Here is a 21766-nt window from a genome sequence, read left to right as displayed (position 1 = left end):
GAGACATGCGTACTAAAGTTGTCAAATCTTAAGTAATTTGTAATACGATTTAATCGCTGTAGTCCTCGTGTCGAATGCAAGTTTTAGAGACGGTTATCGATGCAATTGCGAATCGCAAAAGATTAGAAATAGAACTGATCTTTCAACTGTTTTGGATTCTATTTTTCGTGGGTTTGATTCCATCATGGATTGTGTCTCGATATTTCAGTCGCATCGCTCGATGGCTAGCGCTGATTTTGGCGATCGTCATTCTGCTCAACTATATTGGGCTGGTGATTCTCTATCCAACTTGGGCAGATTACGCTGATCCGGCTGAAGCAAATGTCGCAGTTGTGTCTTGGCTATTGCGACGAGGAGAACCCCTTTATCCAACGTTGGATGCAGCCGGGAGATATATCAATAACTATGGTGCTTTTTCTTATATTATCCAAGCTGCTTTCCTCAGTGTTTTCCAGCCGAGTATTTTCTCGTCAAAACTTGCAGGAAGTGTGGCAGGACTATCGAGTTTAACGTTGATTTTTTTATTAATCAGACATCAATTAAACCGATGGTTTGCGATCGTTGGAACTGCGATCGCGAGTCTTTGCTTTCTCAATCAAACTTCCGCTTCAGGATTGCTTACGTCTTCATTTTGGGTTCGCCCTGATTCTTTGCTGCTGTTTTTCTCAGTGTTGGGACTCTTTTTAGTCGTGCGAGGTGGAAAAGCGATCGCGATTTTTGGTAGTGCGATCGCGCTAGGAATTAGTACGAATCTCAAAGTTACTGCTTTTCTGCATTTCATTCCCATCTATGTTTTATTGCTTGAGCGATTTGGAATCGTTTCAGTACTAATCTCGGCAGCTAGCTCACTTTTAATTTCAGCCGTGCCTTATCTCTTACCTCAAATCTCGCTCACGAACTATTGGAAGTGGTTACAACAGGTGCGGCTCAAAGGAATTAAATCCGAACAGATTCCCAAGAATCTCCTCTGGACAGCATTTATGGCGATTCCTAGCATGATCGCGCTTTTGTTGAACTGCAATCGAAGATGGTTCTCAAGGCGTTGGTTATACGGCTTGACTTTATTAGCTGGAATTGTAATCAATGCTGTGATTAGCTCAACTCGTGGCGCATTAGAGAATAACATGCTGCCGTTTGTGCCGCTCTTGATTTACTTAGCCATTGATCTATTTCGACTGAGAGCATCACGACCTAAACTGATTTCTGTGCTTGGAATCAGTGCCGCGTTCGCGTTTATTGCTGCGAGTAGCTTAGCTGTATATTCAACCGAAGTGAAGTTTGTTGAGCGTATGAATACGGCTCCTGGACACCGAGCGATCGCTGATCTCGATCGCTTTATTGCAGCGCATCCAAATCGCACAATTGGTATGGGATATGGGGCTGTGAGCTATCAGCTTTCGAGCTACCGCCCACCGTTAGTATTTGCTGGCAATCCTTATCTACTAGATTCTGCTTCTTTGATGGAAATGCAAGCGTCTGGGCTGAATAATACGCCTGAAAAAACGTTGCAGGCTTTGAAAACTTGTCAGACTCAGATCTGGTTAGTTCCGAAAGAGAATCTGCCGTTTCAGGTTTATAGCTACTATCCGCCGCTTCAGAAACTATTTAGCGATCGCTTTAGAAAAATCTTTGCTGAGACTTACGATCGACGAGAATCTACCGAGTTTTACGATGCTTGGATTTGTAAGAAATAAGTAGAGTGATACTGGGTTATCTCCAGTTATCGATAATCAGGTCATAGTTCAAGGCTTGAATTCTCTGATAATGCGCTTGATTACCTGTCACTAGAACAAGATTGTTCTCAATCGCAGTCGCCGCAATTACCGTATCAGCAACTCCAATCGGTTGCCCATTCCGCTGCAAATCACCGAACATGCGTCCTGCTAATTCAGCAACTTCAATTGTCATCGGTAAAACTTCTGCGGCATCAATTGTATCAAGGAACTGAGAAATGCGATCGTCTCGTTGAAGACGATGCCATCCTTGAACAATTTCCATTACTGTCATAGCAGAGATTGTATAGCACTCAAATCTAGCAAAGTAAGCATTCGCGCGCGCGATAACTGCCGGATTTTTTGCGCGGAGGATTTCTGAGAAGATATCTGTATCGAGAAGGGATTTATTCAAGGCTTTTTTGTCGATCGAGTTCTCGGTCTTGTTCAATCCAATCCATAATCTGCTGCATCGCCTCTGGCTCGTCTGCAAATAATCCAGTGAGATGATCTGAAGTCCTTTTGCTAGCAGGTTGCCTTGCCTTGATGAATCGAAGAAAATCTAAAACTTCAGCAATCACGGGATCAGAGGCTTCTTGTATTTCTTGAATCAATTGATCTCGCTGCGTTGTCATTTTATCCTCGCCGCATATCGCTAACTATAGGTTACTCTTTGTCTCAACAATTGAATATCGAGAATACCCTGGCAACTCTGATCACCAGGGTATCAAAGCCATTAGTCAATATTGATCGAAGTTGGTGCTGATCCGCTTGGAGGTGTGTAACTGCTTGTCGTCGAAGCCTTGCGAAAATCAGCATAGAGCTTATCTCGCCAGTTAAAGAACGGGTCGAAGATGCTCACATCTGCAATACCAGCGACACCCTTGCCTTTGAGCGATTCAGGAATATCTAAATATGCGCCTGTTGGAAACTTGACATACATCGACAATCCAGCGACCGCAAAATCTGCCAGCGTCGGCGAATCACCGACCAAGTAGGGTTGCTCAGTCAACATAAACGAAAGAGCCGTCAAACTGCGTTTCAGTGCATCGGTTGCTTCTTTCACTGTGTCTGGACCCATGCCGACTCCCACGCCTAAAATCCCAAGAAAATCACCCGGAATTGCTCCGACCAAATTCTTCAAAATATCTGGAGTCGAAGTAGGTAGTACGGCTGTGCGAAAACTTTGATTTTGCGAAAGCGATCCGATTAATCCTTTCCGGGCATTCAACCCTAACGACTCATCTGCCCACTGTTCGATCAGCAGACATAGACCTTTTTGCTTTGGATCAGATGGGATAATTGGATTTTCGGGATATTTTCGATCGAGATATTCCGCGATCGCAGTCGAATCAGCAATAATTTCGCTCCCATCTTTCAGCACTGGAACCTTTCTCTGTCCTGACATTTGAAAGAGTTCAATCTGCCCAATTCCCGGTGTGACCTCAACTTTACGATAGGGAAGTCCTTTGTAATCGAGAATCAGCCGCACCTTTTCCGCATAATGCGACATCTCAAATTGATATAACTCAAGCATAAAAAAGCTCCTAAAGCCGATCTTGCCAATCTCTACCTTAGAACCAAATTCCCAGAAACGCATCCGATCCTATGGAGAGATTTCCGACGAAACTCAAATTTAGAAATCAGAATTTTGCAAAAACTCCGACTGCTCGCGCCGCATACTCTGCTCAAACAGATGTCCTGCTTTCACTTCCAAAATTTGAGCCGAATCAATCCACTGGGCATCAAATGATCCTAAGTGAGTCGTCGTGATCAAAGTCTGGAACCGATCCTGAATCGCATCGAGTAATTGATTTTGTCGATTTAGATCCAATTCTGCTAATACATCATCTAACAGTAATAACGGTGGCTCACCGATTACATCTTCGATCAGTTTCAGTTCTGCTAACTTCAATGCTAAAACTAATGTTCTCTGTTGCCCTTGTGAACCGTACTGACGAGCAGGGGTTTGATTGATCATAAATTCAATCTCATCGCGATGTGCGCCGACTAAAGTTGTGCCTTGATGTTGTTCTGCGATCGCTCTCGCCTGAATTTTCTCTAAAAATGCCTGCTGCAAGGCTTCTGGCGTATCTTGCTCTGTTTGGACATTCGGGGCGTAGCGAATTTCGAGTTTTTCAGTACTGCCACTAATCGCTTGATGCCATTCCTCGGCAAACGGCACTAAGCGATCGAGTACTCTAGCTCGGCGGCGAATCACGCGCGAACCTGCGATCGCGAGTTGAGCATCCCACAGCGCTAAATCTGGAGCTTCGATCGATCTGCCTTCACTTTCTTCTCGCAAGCGCGCTCTTAACAAAGCATTGCGCTGCCTTAGAACCTGAGTGTATTGCTGAAGCACATAGGCATAAACAGGTTCAAGCTGAACGAGTAGCCCATCAATCCAATGTCTGCGCTGATCGGGTCCACCTCGCACCAGATCGAGATCGAGACTAGAGAATTGCACCATATTCAACGTGCCAAGAAAATCAAGCTGTCGGCGCAAAGACATACCGTTTTGTGACACGGTGCGCCGCCCGTTTTCTCGTAACGTAATCGTCAGTTCGGTTTCTCCGGTTTCGCGTTTCAGATGTCCGGTAATTTGAGACAGCGTTTCACCGTCGTAGATCAAATCTCGATCGCGAGAAGTCCGATGCGATTTCAATGACGACAACAATTCAACCGCTTCAAGAACGTTCGATTTCCCCTGTGCATTGTTTCCCAGCAAAATCGTTTTGGATGAAGTGAAATCAACCTGCTGATCGAGGTAATTCCGAAAGTGACGAAGATGCAGAGAGCGCAGGTACATGATTGGCTTGGGCAAAGTCTTACCAAGTGTACCAAAGATGAAGAAACTGCCGTTCTGGATTTGAGCAGCGATCGCCAAATCGAAAGATCAATCGAAGATTTGAAGGTTGATCGCTCCTCCAGTTACCATATAGACCGTTCCCATCAAATTCTGAATGGTCGAGGGACTGATGAATCTACCAAATGTGCTACGTGCGCCGTCATTACTTCAGACCTTGCATTGGGTTGCTGATCCAGTCGGTTACATGGAAAAGTCGGCTCAACAATACCCTGATATTTTCTCAGCACCAATTTTGGGCGGGAAGCATTTAGTCTTTATCAATCATCCGCAGGCGATTCAAGAGATTCTCACCAGCGATCGTAAACGGTTTATTGCTCCAGGTAGAGTCAATCACATTCTCTCGCCACTGATTGGTGATGCGTCGGTGATTATGCTGGAGGGTGATCGTCATAAGCGCCGTCGGCAACTCTTGATGCCTCCTTTTCATGGGGAACGGATGCGGGCGTATGGGAATTTGATTTGCCAGTTAACTGAGAGAGTGGTGAGTCAACGCGCGATCGCCCAACCGTTTAATGCGCGATCGATGATGCAAGAAATCTCGCTACAAGTGATTTTAGAAGCGGTGTTTGGAGTCTGCGAGGGCGAACGGTTTGAGCAACTGAGAGCCTCGATTACGCAGATGTGCGAACTGTTTCGCAATCCGTTAGGTGCGAGTTTTCTGTTTTTCCCCTGGATGCAGCAAGATTTGGGAACCTGGATGCCTTGGGGGAGATTTTTACGCAATCGGGAGAACATTGACAAATTACTTTATGCCGAAATTGCCGATCGCCGTCAGCAGGATCTTCGCGATCGAGTCGATATTCTCTCCTTACTGATGGAAACTCGAGATGAAGACGGTCAGCCGTTGAGTGATTCAGAACTCCGAGATGAACTGATGACGTTACTGTTTGCAGGACATGAAACGACTGCAACGGCAATGGCATGGGCACTGTACTGGATTCATCATCAACCAGAAGTGCGCGAAAAACTGCTGCAAGAACTGGATGCGCTCGGTGCGAATCCTGATCCGATGTCGATCGTTCGATTACCTTACCTGAGTGCAGTTTGCAATGAAACGCTCCGGCTCTATCCGGTTGCGATGTTGACTTTTACTAGAATTGTCACCGAACCTGTAGAACTGTTGGGGTATCCACTTGAGCCGGGGATGTCGGTTGTGGGCTGTATTTATCTACTGCATCACCGGGAAGATCTGTATCCAAATTCGCACGAGTTTCGACCAGAGCGCTTTTTAGAACGGCAATTTTCTCCGTTTGAGTTTATGCCATTTGGCGGTGGGGCGCGGCGATGTATTGGGGAAGCACTCGCGGTGGCTGAAATGAAGCTTGTGCTAGCAACAGTTTTGTCTCGGTACCAGCTTGCGTTAGCGGATAGTCGTCCTGAAGTTCCGCGTCGTCGGGGAGTGACACTTGGTCCATCGGGAAGAGTCAAAATTCAGATTTTGGGGCAGAGAACGACTCGACCGAGTGAAGCGATCGTGTCTGGATAGATGCGATCGCTTTGCTTTACTCATCTATCAAATGATTCAGGTTGCTAGGGAAGCCAATCTTCTTCTAAAGCTTGCTCTAGAGTAAACCAAGGCTCTACAGGAACTAGCTTGTCACTCAGTTGGCTTGCTTTGAGAAAAAGCTTTCTGCCATTTTTGTACTGCTTAGAAAAAATATCCTGCAAAAACGATTTCAAGCTTGGACTCGTCTCCAGAAGCTCTTGAATCTGCAACCGGAAATTAGCAACTTCTATATCCCACCCTCTAAAGCAGGTTTCGCGTTCAGATTCCCAGTATTTGATCTTAAGGAGATGTTCACACAACCGCATCAGATAGCTTGAAATGGCGTGTTTTTCACTTCTGCCCAAACTTTCTATCTCCTCAATCAGATTCTCCAGATCAATCTCTCTAAATTCTTGTGCTTTCAATTGGGCAATCGTTTGATCTATCCACAGTTGATAGTCGGTATCGTATAAAGACTTGGAGTTGACTGTGACTTCAGATTTCATCACGGAATGCCTCTATTGATGCCCTCATTCTATCCAGAAAAAATCACTTCAAAATCAAATGCCTCTCGAATCTTGTTCGAGAGGCATGACTGCTACTAAGGTTTCAGTTGTTGCTAGCGCTTCTTGCTGAAATAGAAACGGATGAATAATTTCTCCATTTCAATCCACACAAACATCAACGCACTCACGCCCACACAAACCATCAGTTCATCAAACGGCAGATAATGCGTGCCAAAGAATCTCCGCAGCGGTTCAACATACACCAACGCCAATTGCAGAATTGAAGTCAGAACAACTGCACCCCAGACATAGAGATTCGTAAACGGATTCAATTCAATCGTCAATCGACTATTTGATCGAATCGCGATCGCATGTCCCATCTGAGCTAAACACAGCGTTGTAAACACGATCGTCTTCCAACGATCTGGATCTAATCCACCTGCTGTATTCTTCGTCGTCCAGTCATAAGCCCACACCATCGTTGCAACTGAGAGAATCGCAAGGATAATCCCAATCCGGATCATGTAAGCTCCCAACCCCCGTGCAAAGATGCTTTCACCCGGATGATTCGGCGGACGATTCATCACATTCGGCTCCGCAGGCTCAACTGCTAAAGCTAAAGCGGGCAAACCATCGGTTACTAGGTTCATCCACAAAATTTGCAATGGAGTCAACGGAACACTTCCCGTTGCTGCGACTGCCGGAATCAAGACCACAGAAGCCGCGATCGTAATTACTTCCCCAATATTCGATCCCAGAATGTACTTGATAAATCGTCGAATATTGGTATAGACCACCCGACCTTCTTCTGTCGCAGAAACGATTGTGGCAAAGTTATCATCCAACAACACCATGTCAGAGGCTTCTTTACTCACATCGGTTCCAGTAATGCCCATCGCAATCCCGATATCTGCTTGCTTCAGAGCCGGAGCATCATTCACCCCGTCTCCGGTCATCGCAGCAATCTGTCCCGTCTTTTGTAAAGCTTGAACAATCCGGAGTTTATGTTCTGGAGCCACACGCGCATAGACACTCACACGATCGACATGCGATTCGAGTTCTTGCTGGCTCATTGCTTCTAGTTCACGTCCAATGAGAACTTCATCACCCGGTTTAGCAATGCCTAGATCTTGAGCGATCGCGCTTGCCGTTAATTGGTGATCTCCTGTGATCATCACAGGACGAATTCCAGCAGTCCGGCAGCGTTTGACTGCTTCTCGAACTTCAGGACGAGGCGCATCCAACATATCGACTAAGCCTAACCAAACTAAGTCCTGTTCTGCCCCTTCTTCATCGGTTTCAGATGGAACTCCTTGCAAAGGCTTGTAAGCAAAGCCCAACACACGCAAACCGTTTCCAGCAAGTTCATTATTGCGCTCTAAAATTTGGCTGCGCTGAACTTGAGTAATTGGCTCAACCTGATCGCCAACTTGAATCTGTTGACAGCGCTCTAAAACAATCTCAGGCGACCCCTTAGTAAACATCAGATAAGGCGTTGCTAAGAAATCTGTCTCAGATTGCAACAAGCCTGCTGCATCTTCAACGATCACACTCATTCGTTTACGATCGCTCGAGAACGGAAACTCTGCGACCCGTGGCAGTTTACTATTCCACTGATCTCGTTCCAATCCTGCTTTTGCAGCAGCCGTGAGTAATGCTCCTTCAGTCGGATCGCCTAGGATGATCCATTCTCCCGCTTCTTGTTGCAAAATCGAGTCATTACACACTGTACAAGCAAGGAGTAAAGCTCTAAATTCCGGCTGTTCTGCGGGGATAATCTTTGTGCCATCGAGCAGAAATTCGCCATCGGGTGCATAGCCTTGCCCTGTAATTTTCGGGCTAGCACTAATCGTATGCAGCGATTGCACGACCATTTTGTTTTGGGTCAAGGTTCCAGTCTTATCCGAACAAATCGTCGTGACAGAACCTAATGTTTCAACAGCAGGCAACTTACGAATCAGCGCATTGCGGCGTACCATGCGCTGAGTTCCGATCGCTAATGTCACCGTAATCACCGCAGGCAACCCTTCCGGCACAACTGCAACTGCCATACTTAAAGACGTTTGCAGCAAATTCTGCAGCAACCCAAAGTTGCGACTGATCAGCAACCCACCGACGACCACGATCGCAACTAAAATTAAGGCACCTGTTACGAGCGCTTGGCTCAGTTGATCCATACGTCGTTGCAACGGCGTGGGTTCTGATTCGACTCCTTGAATCTGTGCGGCAATTTTTCCTAACTCAGTCCGCATTCCGGTTCCCGTCACCAAAACCGTTCCGCGACCATTCACAACCTCAGTTCCTTGGTAGGTCATGTTAATGCGATCGGCAGGCATCGCATCTTCTTTGACGGTGATATTCGCGTTCTTGCTAACGGCTTCTGCTTCCCCTGTCAGGGCAGCTTCTCGAATTTGCAAGTTTGCGGCTTCTAGAATTCGACCATCTGCGGAGACTTGCGTCCCGGCTTCGACGAGCATCACATCGCCTGGCACTAAATATTTAGAATCGACTTCGCTGACTCGCCCACCGCGTAAGACACGAACTCGCGGCGAAGAAAGCTGTTTCAGGGCGGCTAATGCTTGTTCTGCTCGACTTTCCTGGATGTAACCGAGTGCTCCATTTAAAACCACGATCGCTAAAATCGCGATCGTATCTTTGAAAGGAACTTCACCGGGTTTGAGATTTCCTTGCGTCAGGGCGATGATATCCAAAATCCCAGACACTAACGCCACTCCGATCAGCATCAGGAGCATGACGTTTTTAAATTGGTCGATCAGAATTTCCCAGGAGCTACGACCCCCAGATTCTTCGAGTTCGTTCGTTCCGTATTGTTCTAGGCGAGTGGCGGCTTCTTGCTCACTTAATCCTGTGGTGCGATCGCTATTTAACGTCGCCAGTGATCCAACAGTATCGAGCGTATGCCAAGCCGTGTTTGGCGATGGAAGTGAATGACCAGACATAGACTGAAGAGGTTGAGGAATAATGACCTACAGCACCTTATCATAGTGCTAAAGCGTAGAATATGGCACTATTAAATAGTATTATCTTTAAAGCTAGATGATAGAGTCTAGACATTACTGCGTTTCGAGCGCTTTGTGAACCCTCTATTCGTAGAGATTTGTAGTAGAGATTTGCAGTGAGTCATCCCTTTTCTTTTTCTCAACTGATTGGACGACACGCTGAACTAGAGCAGGTCAGCCAAATTTTGTTGGGTGATCATGACATTCTCTTAGCAGGGGTTCCAGGTATCGGTAGACGAACACTCATGCGTGCAGCTGCTCAGGCTTGTAGTGCAAGAGTACTAGAAATTGATTGCCTGCGCGCGACGAACTATTCTCGATTTCTTGAATTGCTGGCAGAAGCGATTATTCAGACGTTCAAGTCTCCAGAGGAACTAGCGTTTATCGATCGTTGGAGTAAGGAGCATCCCTTCATTTTGCGATCGCAACAGGGACGAACTCAACTAGTTTGGCACCCTGTACCGGGCAAGGAATGGACATTGTTTGAGGCACTACTGACCTTGCCGCAGGCTCTAGCCGAGTGGCTCGACAGTCGGGTGGTGATTGTATTTCAGAACTTCCCGCATTTGAAATCATTCGATCGCTCCAACAAATGGGAGCAATATTTGCGCCAGGAAGTCCAGCGACAGAGCCGGGTGAGCTACGCACTGATCGCGACGGTTGCAGAGCGTTGGTCAGAACCGGATGAGTTGCGAGTTCTCTCGCTGAGTCCGCTCCCAGATGAAGTGTTACAAACTTGGCTCATCGAAGCAATGGCGGCTGAGAAATTAAAATTTGAGCCAGAAAGCGTAGCGGTGTTTCTGAACTATGTACAAGGGCATTTTGGCGATGCGATTACGTTGGCGCGCCGGATTCGATTGGAAGCAGAAACGATTGTGCAGCCCCACCATGTGGAAAGAAGTGCGATCGCATTAATCGAAGATCTCTCAGTTACGTTTGAATCATTAATTTTATTACTCCCACACAGCCAAGTGCGGGTGTTAGAAAGCTTAGCGCTCGATCCAACCGACAGTCCCCATGCGCGTGAATATATTCAGAAACATAACTTATCCCGAGGCGGAGGCTTACAGGGGGCGCTGGCAAGTTTGGAGCAGAAAGGTTTAGTTTACGGAGCAGAGCTAGGATATCGGATTGCACTCCCGATGTTAGGAGCCTGGATGAAGTATCGACTCTCGTAGAAAAATCATCGTTCCGTGATAAGTGATACTCGATTTTACTTTCCAGGAGAGGTAAAAAATTATATAGTCATTTCATCTATTGTTGTTAGTCAGCACAGAGCATGTCGAAAGCGGGGAGTGCATTGAAGCAGGTGCTGGAATCTCACAGCATCACGCAGTATCAATTGTCTGCAATTATGGGTGTGAATCGATCAAACTTTAGTCGGTGGTTGCGCGGTGAGCGTGATCCATTAGCAGAAGTGGTCGTCGAAATTTACAAAGCCCTCAAGTCAATTAATCCAAAGGCTGCGTCGGAATTTGTACGTCTATACCTGGGGATTGGAGCGGATGAGGAGATTTAGAAGATGGGGAATGGGGCGAACTAAACTATCCCCCACTCCCCCACTCCCCACTCCCCACCCTAGTTAATTCGGCGGAAGTTTGCCTCGGTTAAGGAAATCACAGGTACGATCGAAAAAAGCCTGATCGATGACCTGATATGCCCGACTCCCCATTTTTACGAAATCCGTACGTGCCAGGAAAACCTGTTTCGCCCTTACTGTTTATCGGGCGGACAGGAGAAATCGAAACGGCATTCGATCAAATTCTCAGTCGGGGACACCTCGCAGTTTGGGGCGGCTCTGGAATTGGGAAAACGTCGTTTCTCAATATGATCGCTGCGCCGCAAACTTGGAAGTTTCGCGGACATGATCCGACTCAGGCAGTCGTTGTGCTGCTCAGTTGCCTGGGCGTGACTCCGTTCACCGCAGAAAACTTTTGGCACGAAGTCTTTGTGATCTTGAAAGATGCCCTCGCGAATGAACCAGAAATTGCTGCCGAAGTCGATAAATTTATTGAGCGACGAACTGCAAGTAAAGATTGTTTACGATCGATTCTCCGCATGATTGGCGATCGCAATAAATTCCTCTTACTCCTGATCGACGATTACGATGTCGCGCTTCGTCCTACAGCAAACTACACCGAAGATGATGCCAGCGATTTCTTAAGCGATTGTCGGAATCTCGCCTCTCACTCCAAAGAATCCGATTATTTCGCGAGCATCGTCACCTCATTGCGGCGCTTGAATGAAGCGGGGATCAAACTCAAACCCGGAGAATCCCCTTGGTATAATCACTATCTATTCCAGCCCTTGAAGCCGTTCAGTGAAACCGATGCAGCCTCGCTATTAGGAGGATTGCCGTTGACCCCTGCTCTGCGGGATGGCATTCGCGATATTGCGGATGGCAGTCCTGCCCTTTTACAAGTTGCTGGATACCTTTTATTCCGAGAATTCCGCGCTGAGCGTATTCCAGATAGCGATGCCTTTGCTACAGAATTTCAGCGAGCCACTGAGCATTATTTTGAAGACAACTGGAATCAGTCGAACGATACCGAACAGACGTTATTAATGCTCCTCGCACTGACCCATTTGAAAGGGCGGCTACTGAAGAAACGTTATGACCTCGGTGATACGGATGTAATTTTCAGTCAAAAGGAGCGAGAATTAAGGGATCTCGAAGAACGAGGGGTTGTGGTCTACCAAGTGCAAGAGGGCAAGAAACAGTATCGCTTTGCTTCCTCGCTCATGGAGTGGTGGGTCGTCAAAGAGATCGAGAATAGTGACGAAGAAGCGTTACAAGCCCGACAGCGCACGTTTCTGAATCTCATGAGCCGTCGCCAAGCGGAAACCGTGACCAATGCGATACGCTGGCTTTGGCAGCATAAAGAAGAAATACCATCTATTCTGTCTTGGTTAGGGAAGGTTACATCTGCCCTACCGATTGGTTTCATTCAGGGATAATTCGGAGCGGCGTAAGCCACTGCTTTAGATATGAGTTACTCGATCGAGCGGAGAAATCCATATATTATCGGTCGTCCTATTACCGAACCTGACCGTTTTTTCGGACGCGATCGCTTATTTGAGTTCATCGAAGACAATTTGCTTCAATCAGCTCAAGTGATTTTATTGCACGGGCATCGCCGCATCGGTAAGTCTTCGGTATTGGCGCAAATTCCCAGAGCAATTGACCTCAAAGAGTTTGCATTTGTGCCCCTTTCTCTTGAAGGAGATAGCCGGAAATCGCTGGCTGAGGTGCTGCACGAATTGTCACGCGATTCTGTGCAACAGTTTGACTTGACGATTCAGGTTCCTCCGGTTCAGGCTTTTGCCGAAAATCCGCAAATTTTTATCGATAATTTTATTCCAGCCCTGCGGCGCGAATTAGGCGTTAAAAATATCGTGCTGCTGCTGGATGAGTTTGATACGCTCTACAACGTCGATGTCAAGCAAGCAGCCGAGCATCTGTTCGGGTATTTACAAACGGCGGTCTATGACAATCCGAATTTGTACATTATTCCTGTCGTTGGTCGGCAGTTAGAAGATTTGCCTTTGATGCTCAGTCTGTTTCGAGAAGCGCCGAATCAAGAAGTAGGGCTTCTCGATCAACGCAGTACTGAACAGTTGATCACAATTCCCGCCAAAGGAATTTTAGAATACGACTTAGCCGCGATCGATGGAATTTGGGAATTGACGACTGGGCATCCCTATTTCACTCAAGTCGTCTGTTTTGCGCTCTTTTCTAATGCTCGGGCAGAAAAACGGTGGAGAGTGACGCGATCCGATGTGCGATTTATTGTCGATCGGGCGATCGAACTCGGTGAAGGCGGATTAGGTTGGTTTTGGGAAGGCATTCCCTTGCCGGAACGCGTCGTTTTTTCAGCGGCAGCAGAGGTTCCACGGGCACGACAAATGGAGTTTCCTGAAATTTCGAGCTTAGACTTTAGCGAAGTCGAGCCGTTGCAATTATTGCGCGAATGCGGCGTTGAACTCACTGAACCGATCCGCAAAGCCTTGTTGAATCTGGTGGGCTGGAAACTGTTAAGAACCTCTGGAGTGCGATCGGGAATTCTCCCAGGACAGAAACATCTTTCTATGCCTCCGACTTTGGCGACCTATCGAGTGTCGATCGAACTGGTACGCCGTTGGCTGATTCAGCGGCATCCGGTGCGGCGAGAATTCCGGGGACTCGAAGATCTGAATACAGAAGCCCAAAATTTATACGAAGCCGCAAAATCTGCGCGGCTGCGCGGCACGAATCCGAAGATTGTCAGCCTGTTGAATGAAGCACTGCGACTCAATCCCAATCATTTTGAATCGCTATTTGAACTGGCAGATAGTTTGGCGGAAATGCGACAGTTCGGGCAGGCGTTGAAATATTACAAACGTGCTTATTTAGTCGATGCGGTGCGCGTTCGAGATAGTTATGTTCAAGCGCTGCTCGATTATGGCGAAGAATTGCATAACTTGGGAGAAACTCAAGATGCGATCGCTCACTTAGAAGAAGCCTTAGCGATCGAACCTGAAAATCTACAGATCAAACGATTATTAGAACAAATCCGCAAAGAGCAGCAGTATATGGAGCATCTGCGCGTGATTCCGATCACGAGTCAGAATCGCGCTTACATTTCCTCGATCGCGGAAATGAATGCGGAACAAGCAGATTTGCAGACCTTACAGCAGAACTTTAATCAGTTAAAAGCGCAAGTCAATGCAGAGGCTCCAATCGATTTGAAGAATCGAGCCTTGGAGCATTTGAATGATTTGCAAGAAGAATTGTTTACTCAGAAGAAAGTCGATGGCTTGACGTTAATTTATGTGTATCAATGGTTCCGAAAGCATTTGCCCAAACCTTTGGTACAGGCGGTGACAGATTTTGTCGATGCAGTCACCGCAACCATTTCTCATTCAGACAAATCGCATTGACCTATTCTTCGTCGAGTGGCAGTCCTCGTTTCACACGTCCTTTCGCAAAGAATCGTCCAAATTGTAGTTCATACACTTCATCTTCGTCTTGGGTTTCGACTTCGATATCTGATTTTGCGTAACTGACACAGAGTAATGCATATCCTTGCCGCTTCAACTCGGGTGAGAGTCCGACGGCTTCTGGCTGCTCTAAATGCCCCGATAAAACTCTCACCGCACAAGCGGTACAGGCTCCATTACGGCAGGAGAAGGGAAGTTCAACGCCTTGGGTTTCGCCGCTTTGGAGGATATAGCGATCGCTCGGCACTTCGAAAGAATAAAATTTATTTTCTTGGCGGTGATAAACACGAACAGTATGAAACTCAGGCATGATGATCAACAAATTTTGAATCTTCTCTATTCAGTATGCGACATGTTCTGTTACTATATGAATTCTGCGGCGTAAAAAGCTGCATGGTTTGGAGAGATGGCCGAGTGGTTGAAGGCGCAGCACTGGAAATGCTGTTTACGGGTGACTGTAACGAGGGTTCGAATCCCTCTCTCTCCGTTCTAAAGCATCAGTAGATTAAGGTTTTCAGGAAGTCCTCGAAAATCCGAGCGTTCTTTTTGCTTCAAACATCAAATGCTGTTCACATTCGGTGACACAGGCTTGACAGACTTCGATGCACGATCGCGCAACGTGGGAATAAAGCGGGAACTGCGGCTGATAAAAGACGCGATCGTTCAGCAGAGTTGAGCGCAATCCTGGCAGACTCGCGCCCATTCCGTATCAGTCAGACACACTTGGCACAATGTTCACATTCGGAAGCGCAGTGAACCGCAGCATTAATAATCGACTGATATGGCTGATGAGGCATTGTTCGTTCTCCTAAGTTGAAGCTGAAACTCAACTTAGGAGAATCATCTTGAAGTCGCCCCTACCAAGCGTCAGGCATTCGATTTCTAGTTGAATGAGTCGCTTTATTTCATCCTGATTTTATTTTTGTATGTTCTTTTAGTCGGTAGGGATAGTTCTATCAAATCCTTAGCCTCAACCCTTGACTCTCTATCTGACTGGAGAGATCAGAATAAAGAGGTTCTATTACTCCACTCTCTCTCAATGAAACGCTCCATGTTCAACTCTCGATTTTTGAGACGATCTCTCAAGTCAACGACGACCCAAACCGTTGTTGGAATCGTTGCAATTGCTACCCTCGCCGCCTGTTCCACCACAACTGGACAAAATTCTGCTACCAATTCTTCTCCTGCTGCCAGCACGATGCCGGGAATGGATCATAGCAATATGGATCACGGCAGTATGAATCATGGCAACATGATGATGGATTTAGGTCCAGCCGATGCCAACTTTGATTTACGCTTCATTGATGCCATGACCCCACATCATCAAGGCGCGGTCGAGATGGCAAAAGAGGCGCAGCAAAAATCCAAGCGCCCAGAAATCAAGAAACTGGCAGCCGATATCATCAAAGCCCAGGATCAAGAGATTGGAGAGATGAAGCAGTGGCGGCAAGCCTGGTATCCCAAAGCCAATAGCATTCCGATGGCGTATGACTCGAAGATGGGACAGATGATGCCGATGTCGGCTGATCAGATGAAAGGCATGATGATGGGAATGGATTTAGGGGCTGCGGATAAGCAGTTCGATTTGCGCTTTATTAATGCGATGATTCCGCACCATGAGGGAGCCGTTACGATGGCGCAGGATGCTCTGAGTAAATCAAAGCGTCCAGAAATCAAGAAGCTCGCTCAAGAGATTATCGCTTCGCAGGAGAAGGAAATTGCTCAGATGAAACAGTGGCGGAAAGCTTGGTATAACCAGTAGCCCATTTCATCTTAGTTTTAGGTTTGGCTGCGAAACTGTTGACTGGGTATCTGCTTGCTGCCTTTGGCTCATGCAGACTGTGTCGCAGCCGAATTCCTCCAGATTCTGCTGAACTCAACCTGCCCCGAACCTCTATCAAGGACGCGATCGATGCTTCACATTTCTTACCGTCCCAAGCGTTCTAGCGGTGCTTCTGCAACCGTCTTGGGCTTGTTGCTGATCATAGTAGCTCCCCAAATCACGCTAGCGCATGCTGGACACGGCAACGAGTTTCAGCATGACAGTCAGCCTGTCCAGACTGTGGGAGCGATTGAGGTGGATGCTGCTACCGCAGAACGTATGGGGTTGACAGTGGAATCCGTGAGCCGTCAACGTCTTGTCTCGGGTATCAAAACGACCGGACAGATTGAAGCTCAGCCGAATCAACAAGCAGAGGTAACAACGCCTGTTGGGGGAACCGTGTTGCGATTGTTGGTTAAGCCCGGAGAACAAGTCAGGGTAGGACAACCCGTTGCCATCATGACTAGTCCAGAGCTTGCCGAACTTCGCACCATTGCCCTTGATCGACAGTCCGAAGCAATAGGCAGCGTTCAACAAGCCGAGGCAGATTTACGCCTAGCGCAGCAAAACTATGAGCAGCAGCAGCGAATTGCTCAAGCCGAGATTCAGCAGGCACAAGTGGCGTTAAATGTGGCTCAAGAGCAATATGACCGCGATCGCGACCTTCTTTCTACTGGAGCTATCCCCCGCCGTACCGTTCTAGAGTCCGAATCGAAACTCGCCGAGGCGAAAGCGGCATTTGCAAAAGTTAGAAGTCAGTTGCAAGTCTCTGAAGCTCAGGCACAACTTAAACGCGCCCAGTCTGCCGTTGATGTAGCGCAATCCAAGAGTCAATTGAGTGGGCAGACTTATCAAACTCGACTGAGGCAGTTAGGCGCAAGTGCGAATGCAGACGGGACAATTACCATCACAGCTCCTATTTCTGGAGTGGTCGCAGACCGAGAAGCGACGATCGGCGAATCGGGACAGGATGCGGGCAAAAAGATCATGACGATCGTAAATGGCAGTAGTGTATTGATCGCTGCCGATATCTATGAGAAAGATTTAGATAAAGTTCAACAAGGGCAAGGGGTACAGGTCAGAGTCAATGGCTTGCCGAATCGCATGTTTCGCGGACGAATTAGTGTGATCGGTGCAACGGTGCAAGGTGATACTCGTGTTGTTCCGGTCAAAGCGGAACTCGATAATGCTGATGGTGCGCTCAAGCCGGGAATGTTTGCTGAACTGGAAGTGTTAACAGATCGAACCCCTGTTGCAGTTTTGGCTGTTCCGAAATCCGCGATCGTTGAAACCAACGACAAGAAAAAGATTGTGTTTGTCCAAAACGGTCAAGCTTTCCAACCAACCGAAGTCTCACTGGGTCGCGAATCGGGAGAGTTTGTCGAGGTCACAAACGGGTTATTTGATGGCGATCGCGTGGTTACACAACGAGCCACTCAACTCTACGCGCAATCGTTACGCACTGGGGGCCAGAAAGAAGCGAATCATTCCCCTAACCCTGTGACTTCTCAAAGTTCCATGCCTTTACCGTGGTGGGCAATTCTGTCTATCGGAGGTTTGCTGATCGGATCTACATTCTGGGCAGGGATGTATTGGGCGAATCGTCGTCAACGCTTTGCTTCACCTGTTCCCGCAGAGTCCAATGGATTTCATCCTAATCCAGAGATTGACCTGAATCATTTTCAATCCCAAAACGGCAAATTGCCGACTGAAGTGACCGAGAAACAGTTCGATCGTCCCCAGAATTAGACCTATGCTGAGTTCTATTGTGAGATGGGCGATCGCACGCCGTTGGGTAGTGGTTCTAGGAGCAATTATCGTAACGCTCTGGACAGTTCGCGCCATTCCTCAAATGCCGCTGGATGTCTTTCCACCGTTCGCACCGCCCCAAGTTGAAATTGAGACAGAATCGCCGGGACTTGCTCCCGAAGAAGTAGAGTCACTGGTGACGTTGCCGATTGAAAGTACAGTCAATGGAACGCCTGGAGTGACTGCGGTTCGATCTGCCTCTGCGCCGGGAATTTCGGTTGTTAAAGTCATTTTTGATTGGGGAACCGACATTTTTCAGGCACGGCAGCTTGTCACGGAACGATTACAGCAAGTTCAGACCAAGCTCCCAGAAGGCATCGAAACGCCGCGCATTTCTCCGATTAGTTCGCCGATCGGCACGATTCTCAAAGTCGCCTTTACCATCGAACCCGGAGCGCAAACTTCCATGATGGGCGTGCGACGGTTCATCGATTGGCAAGTAACCAATCGATTGTTAGCAGTTCCCGGAGTCAGTCAAGTAACCGCGTATGGAGGCGAGGTTCGACAGTATCAAGTTCTTGTTGATCCCGCGCAACTCAAAGCCTTTGATGTTTCTCTAGAACAAGTTACACAAGCCGCTGCTGCTGCAAATCTCAATGCGCCGGGAGGATACCTGATCACACCGGATCAGGAGAAACTGATTCGAGGCATTGGGCGCGTTGAATCGATCGAAGACTTAAAGAAATCAGTCATCACCTCTCGCAAAGGTACTCCAGTCCGACTTGCAGATGTTGCGGAGGTGAAAATTGGTGCGGCTCTCAAGCGGGGCGATGGCAGTGTCAATGGTCAGCCTGCTGTGATTGTCATGATCAATAAGCAACCGCAAGCAGACACGCCGACCGTAACCCGTGCGGTAGAAGCCGCGATCGAGGAATTAAAAGCTGGATTGCCTAAAGGTGTGAATGTTGCAGTGACGTTTCGCCAAGATGACTACATTGCTGCATCGGTTGACAATGTGCGATCGGCACTCGTAGAAGGCAGTGTGATTGTAGCTGCCATTCTGATTCCCTTTTTGATGAACTGGCGTACACTAGCGGTCTGCTTGCTCGACTTTTTTCTCACCTTGCTGTTTGCCTTGCTCGTCTGCTCTTGGTTAGGACTAGGGCTGAACACGATGACGCTAGGTGGGCTGGCAGTCGCGATCGGAACGGCAGTTGATGATGCGATCGTCTATGGCGAAAACACTTACCGCAACTTACGCGAAAATCGCCTATCGGCTCATCCTCGTCCAATGATGGAAGTCATCTACGAAGGTAGCCAGGAGGTGCGGGAATCGCTGATTGGTGCGACGCTGATCGGAGCCGTAGTCTTTTCTCCGATTTTTACGTTAAGCGGAGTCGAGGGGCGCATCTTTACGCCGATGGGCATTGCTTATCTGATTGTCGTGGTGGTGTCTAGTTTAGAATCCTTGGTGTTGTCGCCAGCGTTGTGTGCCATCCTGCTACCCCAAGGACGACTACAAGAGAAAGAACCTTGGGTTGCTCGTGCCTGTAAGCGGTTTTATCATCCTCTGTTGCGGTTTGCGATGCGGCGATCGGTGCTGATTTTATCGCTCTCCGCGGCTTTACTGGTGATATCGCTCTCGATCGTTCCCACACTTGGACGACAATTTCTCCCCGAATTTCAAGAGCAAACTTTAGTCAACACCCTGACTCTCTATCCAGGTACTTCACTCGAAGTTACTAATCGAGCTGGATTTGCCCTAGAAGAAGCACTCAAGACCGATCCTCGCTTCAATTACATTCAAACTCGCTCAGGACGCGCTCCAGGAGATGGGGATGCAGGAGGAGTCAATTTTGCCCACTTGGATGTGGATTTAAGTGAAAAGGGCTTGGCAGACCGCCCTGCTGCTATTAATAAGCTACGAGAAGAATTTGCCAAACTTCCAGGTGTTGCAACGGGAATTGGTGGATTTATTTCCCATCGTATGGATGAAGTGTTATCGGGGGTGAGAAGTCAGATTGCGGTCAAAATCTTTGGTGCAGATTTAGAGCAGTTACGGACGATCGGACAACAAATCGAAGCGCAAATGCAAGCCATACCGGGAATTGTCGATTTGCAGCTTGAACCACAAGTGCCGATCAATCAGGTGCAGATTGTCTTGAATCGCGATGCTGCTGCACGAGAAGGACTATCCATTGGGCAGTTAGCAACCACGATCGAGACTGCACTGAATGGGCACGTCGTGTCTCAAGTTCTAGAAGCTCAGCAAACGTTTGATTTAGTCGTGTGGCTCAAACCTGAAGCCCGCGATAACCTGAGTACGATCGAGAATCTTCTCATCGATAAGCCCAGTGGTGGCAAAATTCTCCTAGCTCAAGTAGCGACGATTCGTAACGGAACAGGACCCAATACGATCAACCGCGAGAAAGTCTCTCGTCTGATTGTAGTCTCCGCCAATGTGAGTGGACGAGACTTACGATCAACCGTCAACGAAATCCAAGCCAAAATCAAGAAAAACGTTTCGATTCCCTCTGGCTACTTTGTGCAGTACGGGGGACAGTTTGAGGCAGAAGAACGAGCAACCCAAAATATTTTGGTATTTAGCGCGATCGCCTTTGTTATCATCTGCGTCCTCATGTATCTCTCAGTCAAATCCATTGCCTCAACTGCCATGATCATGATCAACTTACCGATTGGGCTAGTGGGTGGAGTGATTGCAGTTGCACTTACAGGCGGCGTTATTTCTGTTGCGTCGCTAGTTGGGTTTGTCACGTTGTTCGGGGTCGCCACGCGCAATGGATTGCTGTTAGTCGATAACTACAACACTAAATTTGCCGAAGGAATGCCGCTCAAAGATGTCTTAATCAAAGGCTCGATGGAACGGCTCAATGCGATTCTGATGACCGCTTTTACGTCGGCTTTGGGATTAGCGCCTTTGGTTGTGGCGGGTGGAGCGGGAAAGGAAATTTTGCAGCCGTTGTCGATCGTTGTGTTAGGCGGACTTTTCACCTCAACTGCATTAACCTTGCTCGTGATTCCTGCTCTATATTCGCAGTTTAGTAAGTTTCTCGTGCCCAATTTTCCCCATCATCACCCTCAAAAAAACTATGAACATTAAGCAATCGATCACCCTTACGATAGTCGGTCTAGGACTTCTCTTAGGAGCTTGTAGCAACAACAGCAACACGGCTACAAATCCAAGCGCGAGTCCTGCAACAACAACGCCTACTACTAATGCTTCCCCCAGCACCGCAGCGACTACAGCTAAAACTGAATCCGGTGGAAAGCATGGTGGAAAAGGAGGCCAGACTATTGAGACAGGCGTTTACCATCTAGAATTCATTCCCCAACCAGAAGCGAACGGAACCCATTTAGATTTCTACTTACAAAAAGGCGACAATCACGAAGCAGTTCCCAATGCGAAGGTCACAGCGCAAGTTCAACTTCCAGACGGAACCCAGAAAGCTCTAGACATGAAATATGACCCCGTAGATAAACACTACGCGGCTTTACTCCCTGGCACGGCAGTAGGAGAATACAAAGTCGCCATTCTGACCGATATCAGTGGCGAAAAAGTCAACGGTCGCTTTAGTTTCAAAAAGTAGGCTGGCTACAAAAA

At 47.7% G+C, this 21766-nt stretch carries 18 protein-coding genes and 1 tRNA gene; 11 read left to right on the top strand and 8 right to left on the bottom strand.

Annotated features, from left to right (window positions below; translation table 11 throughout):
* Nucleotides 1-74: 74 nt before the first annotated feature.
* Nucleotides 75-1694, top strand: coding sequence for an ArnT family glycosyltransferase (locus OU814_RS13795; RefSeq protein WP_268183604.1), 1620 nt, complete (start codon nt 75-77; stop codon nt 1692-1694).
* A 16-nt stretch (nt 1695-1710) separates the two neighbouring features.
* Here OU814_RS13795 and OU814_RS13790 read toward each other — a convergent pair whose 3' ends face one another.
* The 4 genes from OU814_RS13790 to recF form a co-directional block, all read right to left on the bottom strand.
* Nucleotides 1711-2127, bottom strand: a complete 417-nt coding sequence (locus OU814_RS13790) for a type II toxin-antitoxin system VapC family toxin (RefSeq protein WP_268183602.1) — start codon at nt 2125-2127, stop codon at nt 1711-1713.
* The gene (locus OU814_RS13785; protein ID WP_268183600.1) at nt 2120-2347 is read right to left on the bottom strand and encodes a hypothetical protein; all 228 of its coding nucleotides are present in this window, start codon (nt 2345-2347) and stop codon (nt 2120-2122) included. Before OU814_RS13785 ends, OU814_RS13790 begins: the two co-directional genes overlap by 8 nt.
* A 101-nt stretch (nt 2348-2448) precedes the next feature.
* On the bottom strand, nt 2449-3249 hold the full coding sequence (locus tag OU814_RS13780) for a glutathione S-transferase family protein (RefSeq protein WP_268183598.1): 801 nt from the start codon (nt 3247-3249) through the stop codon (nt 2449-2451).
* Between the two features lie 99 nt (nt 3250-3348).
* On the bottom strand, nt 3349-4521 hold the full coding sequence (recF, locus tag OU814_RS13775; RefSeq protein WP_268183596.1) for a DNA replication/repair protein RecF: 1173 nt from the start codon (nt 4519-4521) through the stop codon (nt 3349-3351).
* 169 nt (nt 4522-4690) lie between these two features.
* On the opposite strand from recF, the gene OU814_RS13770 reads away from it, so the two are divergent.
* A complete protein-coding gene (locus tag OU814_RS13770; RefSeq protein ID WP_268183593.1) occupies nt 4691-6067 on the top strand; it encodes a cytochrome P450 in 1377 nt (458 codons plus the stop codon).
* Between the two features lie 44 nt (nt 6068-6111).
* Here OU814_RS13770 and OU814_RS13765 read toward each other — a convergent pair whose 3' ends face one another.
* Together OU814_RS13765 and OU814_RS13760 are read right to left on the bottom strand one after the other, a co-directional pair.
* Nucleotides 6112-6573 (bottom strand): DUF29 domain-containing protein, encoded by a 462-nt coding sequence (locus OU814_RS13765; protein ID WP_268183591.1) that lies wholly within the window; start codon nt 6571-6573, stop codon nt 6112-6114.
* A 113-nt stretch (nt 6574-6686) separates the two neighbouring features.
* Nucleotides 6687-9533, bottom strand: coding sequence for a cation-translocating P-type ATPase (locus OU814_RS13760; RefSeq protein ID WP_017286534.1), 2847 nt, complete (start codon nt 9531-9533; stop codon nt 6687-6689).
* 176 nt (nt 9534-9709) lie between these two features.
* Between OU814_RS13760 and OU814_RS13755 the strand changes: the two genes are divergently transcribed.
* The 4 genes from OU814_RS13755 to OU814_RS13740 all read left to right on the top strand — a co-directional run bounded on the left by OU814_RS13755 (nt 9710) and on the right by OU814_RS13740 (nt 14513).
* Complete coding sequence (locus OU814_RS13755) at nt 9710-10771, top strand: AAA family ATPase (protein ID WP_017286533.1); 1062 nt, start codon at nt 9710-9712, stop codon at nt 10769-10771.
* Nucleotides 10772-10872: 101 nt separating this feature from the next.
* Nucleotides 10873-11112, top strand: coding sequence for a helix-turn-helix domain-containing protein (locus OU814_RS13750; RefSeq protein ID WP_017286532.1), 240 nt, complete (start codon nt 10873-10875; stop codon nt 11110-11112).
* A gap of 137 nt (nt 11113-11249) precedes the next feature.
* Entirely contained in the window at nt 11250-12551 is a 1302-nt protein-coding gene (locus tag OU814_RS13745; protein ID WP_017286531.1) for an AAA family ATPase, read from the top strand.
* A 30-nt stretch (nt 12552-12581) separates the two neighbouring features.
* Nucleotides 12582-14513 (top strand): ATP-binding protein, encoded by a 1932-nt coding sequence (locus OU814_RS13740; RefSeq protein ID WP_268183587.1) that lies wholly within the window; start codon nt 12582-12584, stop codon nt 14511-14513.
* Between the two features lies 1 nt (nt 14514).
* Here OU814_RS13740 and OU814_RS13735 read toward each other — a convergent pair whose 3' ends face one another.
* A complete protein-coding gene (locus OU814_RS13735) occupies nt 14515-14883 on the bottom strand; it encodes a 2Fe-2S iron-sulfur cluster-binding protein (protein ID WP_017286529.1) in 369 nt (122 codons plus the stop codon).
* Between the two features lie 90 nt (nt 14884-14973).
* On the opposite strand from OU814_RS13735, the gene OU814_RS13730 reads away from it, so the two are divergent.
* Nucleotides 14974-15060: transfer RNA gene (locus OU814_RS13730), tRNA-Ser, on the top strand.
* 27 nt (nt 15061-15087) lie between these two features.
* Here the strand turns inward: OU814_RS13730 and OU814_RS13725 are convergent.
* Nucleotides 15088-15276, bottom strand: a complete 189-nt coding sequence (locus tag OU814_RS13725) for a hypothetical protein (RefSeq protein ID WP_268183585.1) — start codon at nt 15274-15276, stop codon at nt 15088-15090.
* A gap of 348 nt (nt 15277-15624) precedes the next feature.
* Between OU814_RS13725 and OU814_RS13720 the strand changes: the two genes are divergently transcribed.
* The 4 genes from OU814_RS13720 to OU814_RS13705 all read left to right on the top strand — a co-directional run bounded on the left by OU814_RS13720 (nt 15625) and on the right by OU814_RS13705 (nt 21752).
* Entirely contained in the window at nt 15625-16335 is a 711-nt protein-coding gene (locus OU814_RS13720; RefSeq protein ID WP_268183582.1) for a DUF305 domain-containing protein, read from the top strand.
* A 150-nt stretch (nt 16336-16485) separates the two neighbouring features.
* The gene (locus OU814_RS13715; RefSeq protein WP_268183579.1) at nt 16486-18144 is read left to right on the top strand and encodes an efflux RND transporter periplasmic adaptor subunit; all 1659 of its coding nucleotides are present in this window, start codon (nt 16486-16488) and stop codon (nt 18142-18144) included.
* A 4-nt stretch (nt 18145-18148) separates the two neighbouring features.
* Nucleotides 18149-21265, top strand: coding sequence for an efflux RND transporter permease subunit (locus tag OU814_RS13710; protein ID WP_268183577.1), 3117 nt, complete (start codon nt 18149-18151; stop codon nt 21263-21265).
* A complete protein-coding gene (locus tag OU814_RS13705) occupies nt 21255-21752 on the top strand; it encodes a hypothetical protein (protein WP_268183575.1) in 498 nt (165 codons plus the stop codon). The genes OU814_RS13710 and OU814_RS13705 overlap by 11 nt, the downstream gene beginning before the upstream one ends.
* The last annotated feature ends 14 nt before the right edge of the window (nt 21753-21766 follow it).

This window comes from Leptolyngbya sp. GGD, assembly GCF_026735145.1.
GTDB lineage: Bacteria > Cyanobacteriota > Cyanobacteriia > Leptolyngbyales > Leptolyngbyaceae > Leptolyngbya > Leptolyngbya boryana.
The sequence above is the reverse complement of the archived record's forward strand: the minus strand, read 5'-3'. Positions and strand labels throughout refer to the sequence as shown.

Excerpts from the sequence above, each read along its gene's own strand:
- OU814_RS13795 (WP_268183604.1), top strand. The coding sequence starts at position 75 with ATGCAAGTTTTAGAGACGGTTATCGATGCAATTGCGAATCGCAAAAGA.
- OU814_RS13785 (WP_268183600.1), bottom strand. The coding sequence starts at position 2,347 with ATGACAACGCAGCGAGATCAATTGATTCAAGAAATACAAGAAGCCTCT.
- OU814_RS13780 (WP_268183598.1), bottom strand. The coding sequence starts at position 3,249 with ATGCTTGAGTTATATCAATTTGAGATGTCGCATTATGCGGAAAAGGTG.
- recF (WP_268183596.1), bottom strand. The coding sequence starts at position 4,521 with ATGTACCTGCGCTCTCTGCATCTTCGTCACTTTCGGAATTACCTCGAT.
- OU814_RS13770 (WP_268183593.1), top strand. The coding sequence starts at position 4,691 with ATGAATCTACCAAATGTGCTACGTGCGCCGTCATTACTTCAGACCTTG.
- OU814_RS13765 (WP_268183591.1), bottom strand. The coding sequence starts at position 6,573 with ATGAAATCTGAAGTCACAGTCAACTCCAAGTCTTTATACGATACCGAC.
- OU814_RS13760 (WP_017286534.1), bottom strand. The coding sequence starts at position 9,533 with ATGTCTGGTCATTCACTTCCATCGCCAAACACGGCTTGGCATACGCTC.
- OU814_RS13750 (WP_017286532.1), top strand. The coding sequence starts at position 10,873 with ATGTCGAAAGCGGGGAGTGCATTGAAGCAGGTGCTGGAATCTCACAGC.
- OU814_RS13745 (WP_017286531.1), top strand. The coding sequence starts at position 11,250 with ATGCCCGACTCCCCATTTTTACGAAATCCGTACGTGCCAGGAAAACCT.
- OU814_RS13740 (WP_268183587.1), top strand. The coding sequence starts at position 12,582 with ATGAGTTACTCGATCGAGCGGAGAAATCCATATATTATCGGTCGTCCT.
- OU814_RS13735 (WP_017286529.1), bottom strand. The coding sequence starts at position 14,883 with ATGCCTGAGTTTCATACTGTTCGTGTTTATCACCGCCAAGAAAATAAA.
- OU814_RS13725 (WP_268183585.1), bottom strand. The coding sequence starts at position 15,276 with ATGGGCGCGAGTCTGCCAGGATTGCGCTCAACTCTGCTGAACGATCGC.
- OU814_RS13720 (WP_268183582.1), top strand. The coding sequence starts at position 15,625 with ATGTTCAACTCTCGATTTTTGAGACGATCTCTCAAGTCAACGACGACC.
- OU814_RS13715 (WP_268183579.1), top strand. The coding sequence starts at position 16,486 with ATGCTTCACATTTCTTACCGTCCCAAGCGTTCTAGCGGTGCTTCTGCA.
- OU814_RS13710 (WP_268183577.1), top strand. The coding sequence starts at position 18,149 with ATGCTGAGTTCTATTGTGAGATGGGCGATCGCACGCCGTTGGGTAGTG.
- OU814_RS13705 (WP_268183575.1), top strand. The coding sequence starts at position 21,255 with ATGAACATTAAGCAATCGATCACCCTTACGATAGTCGGTCTAGGACTT.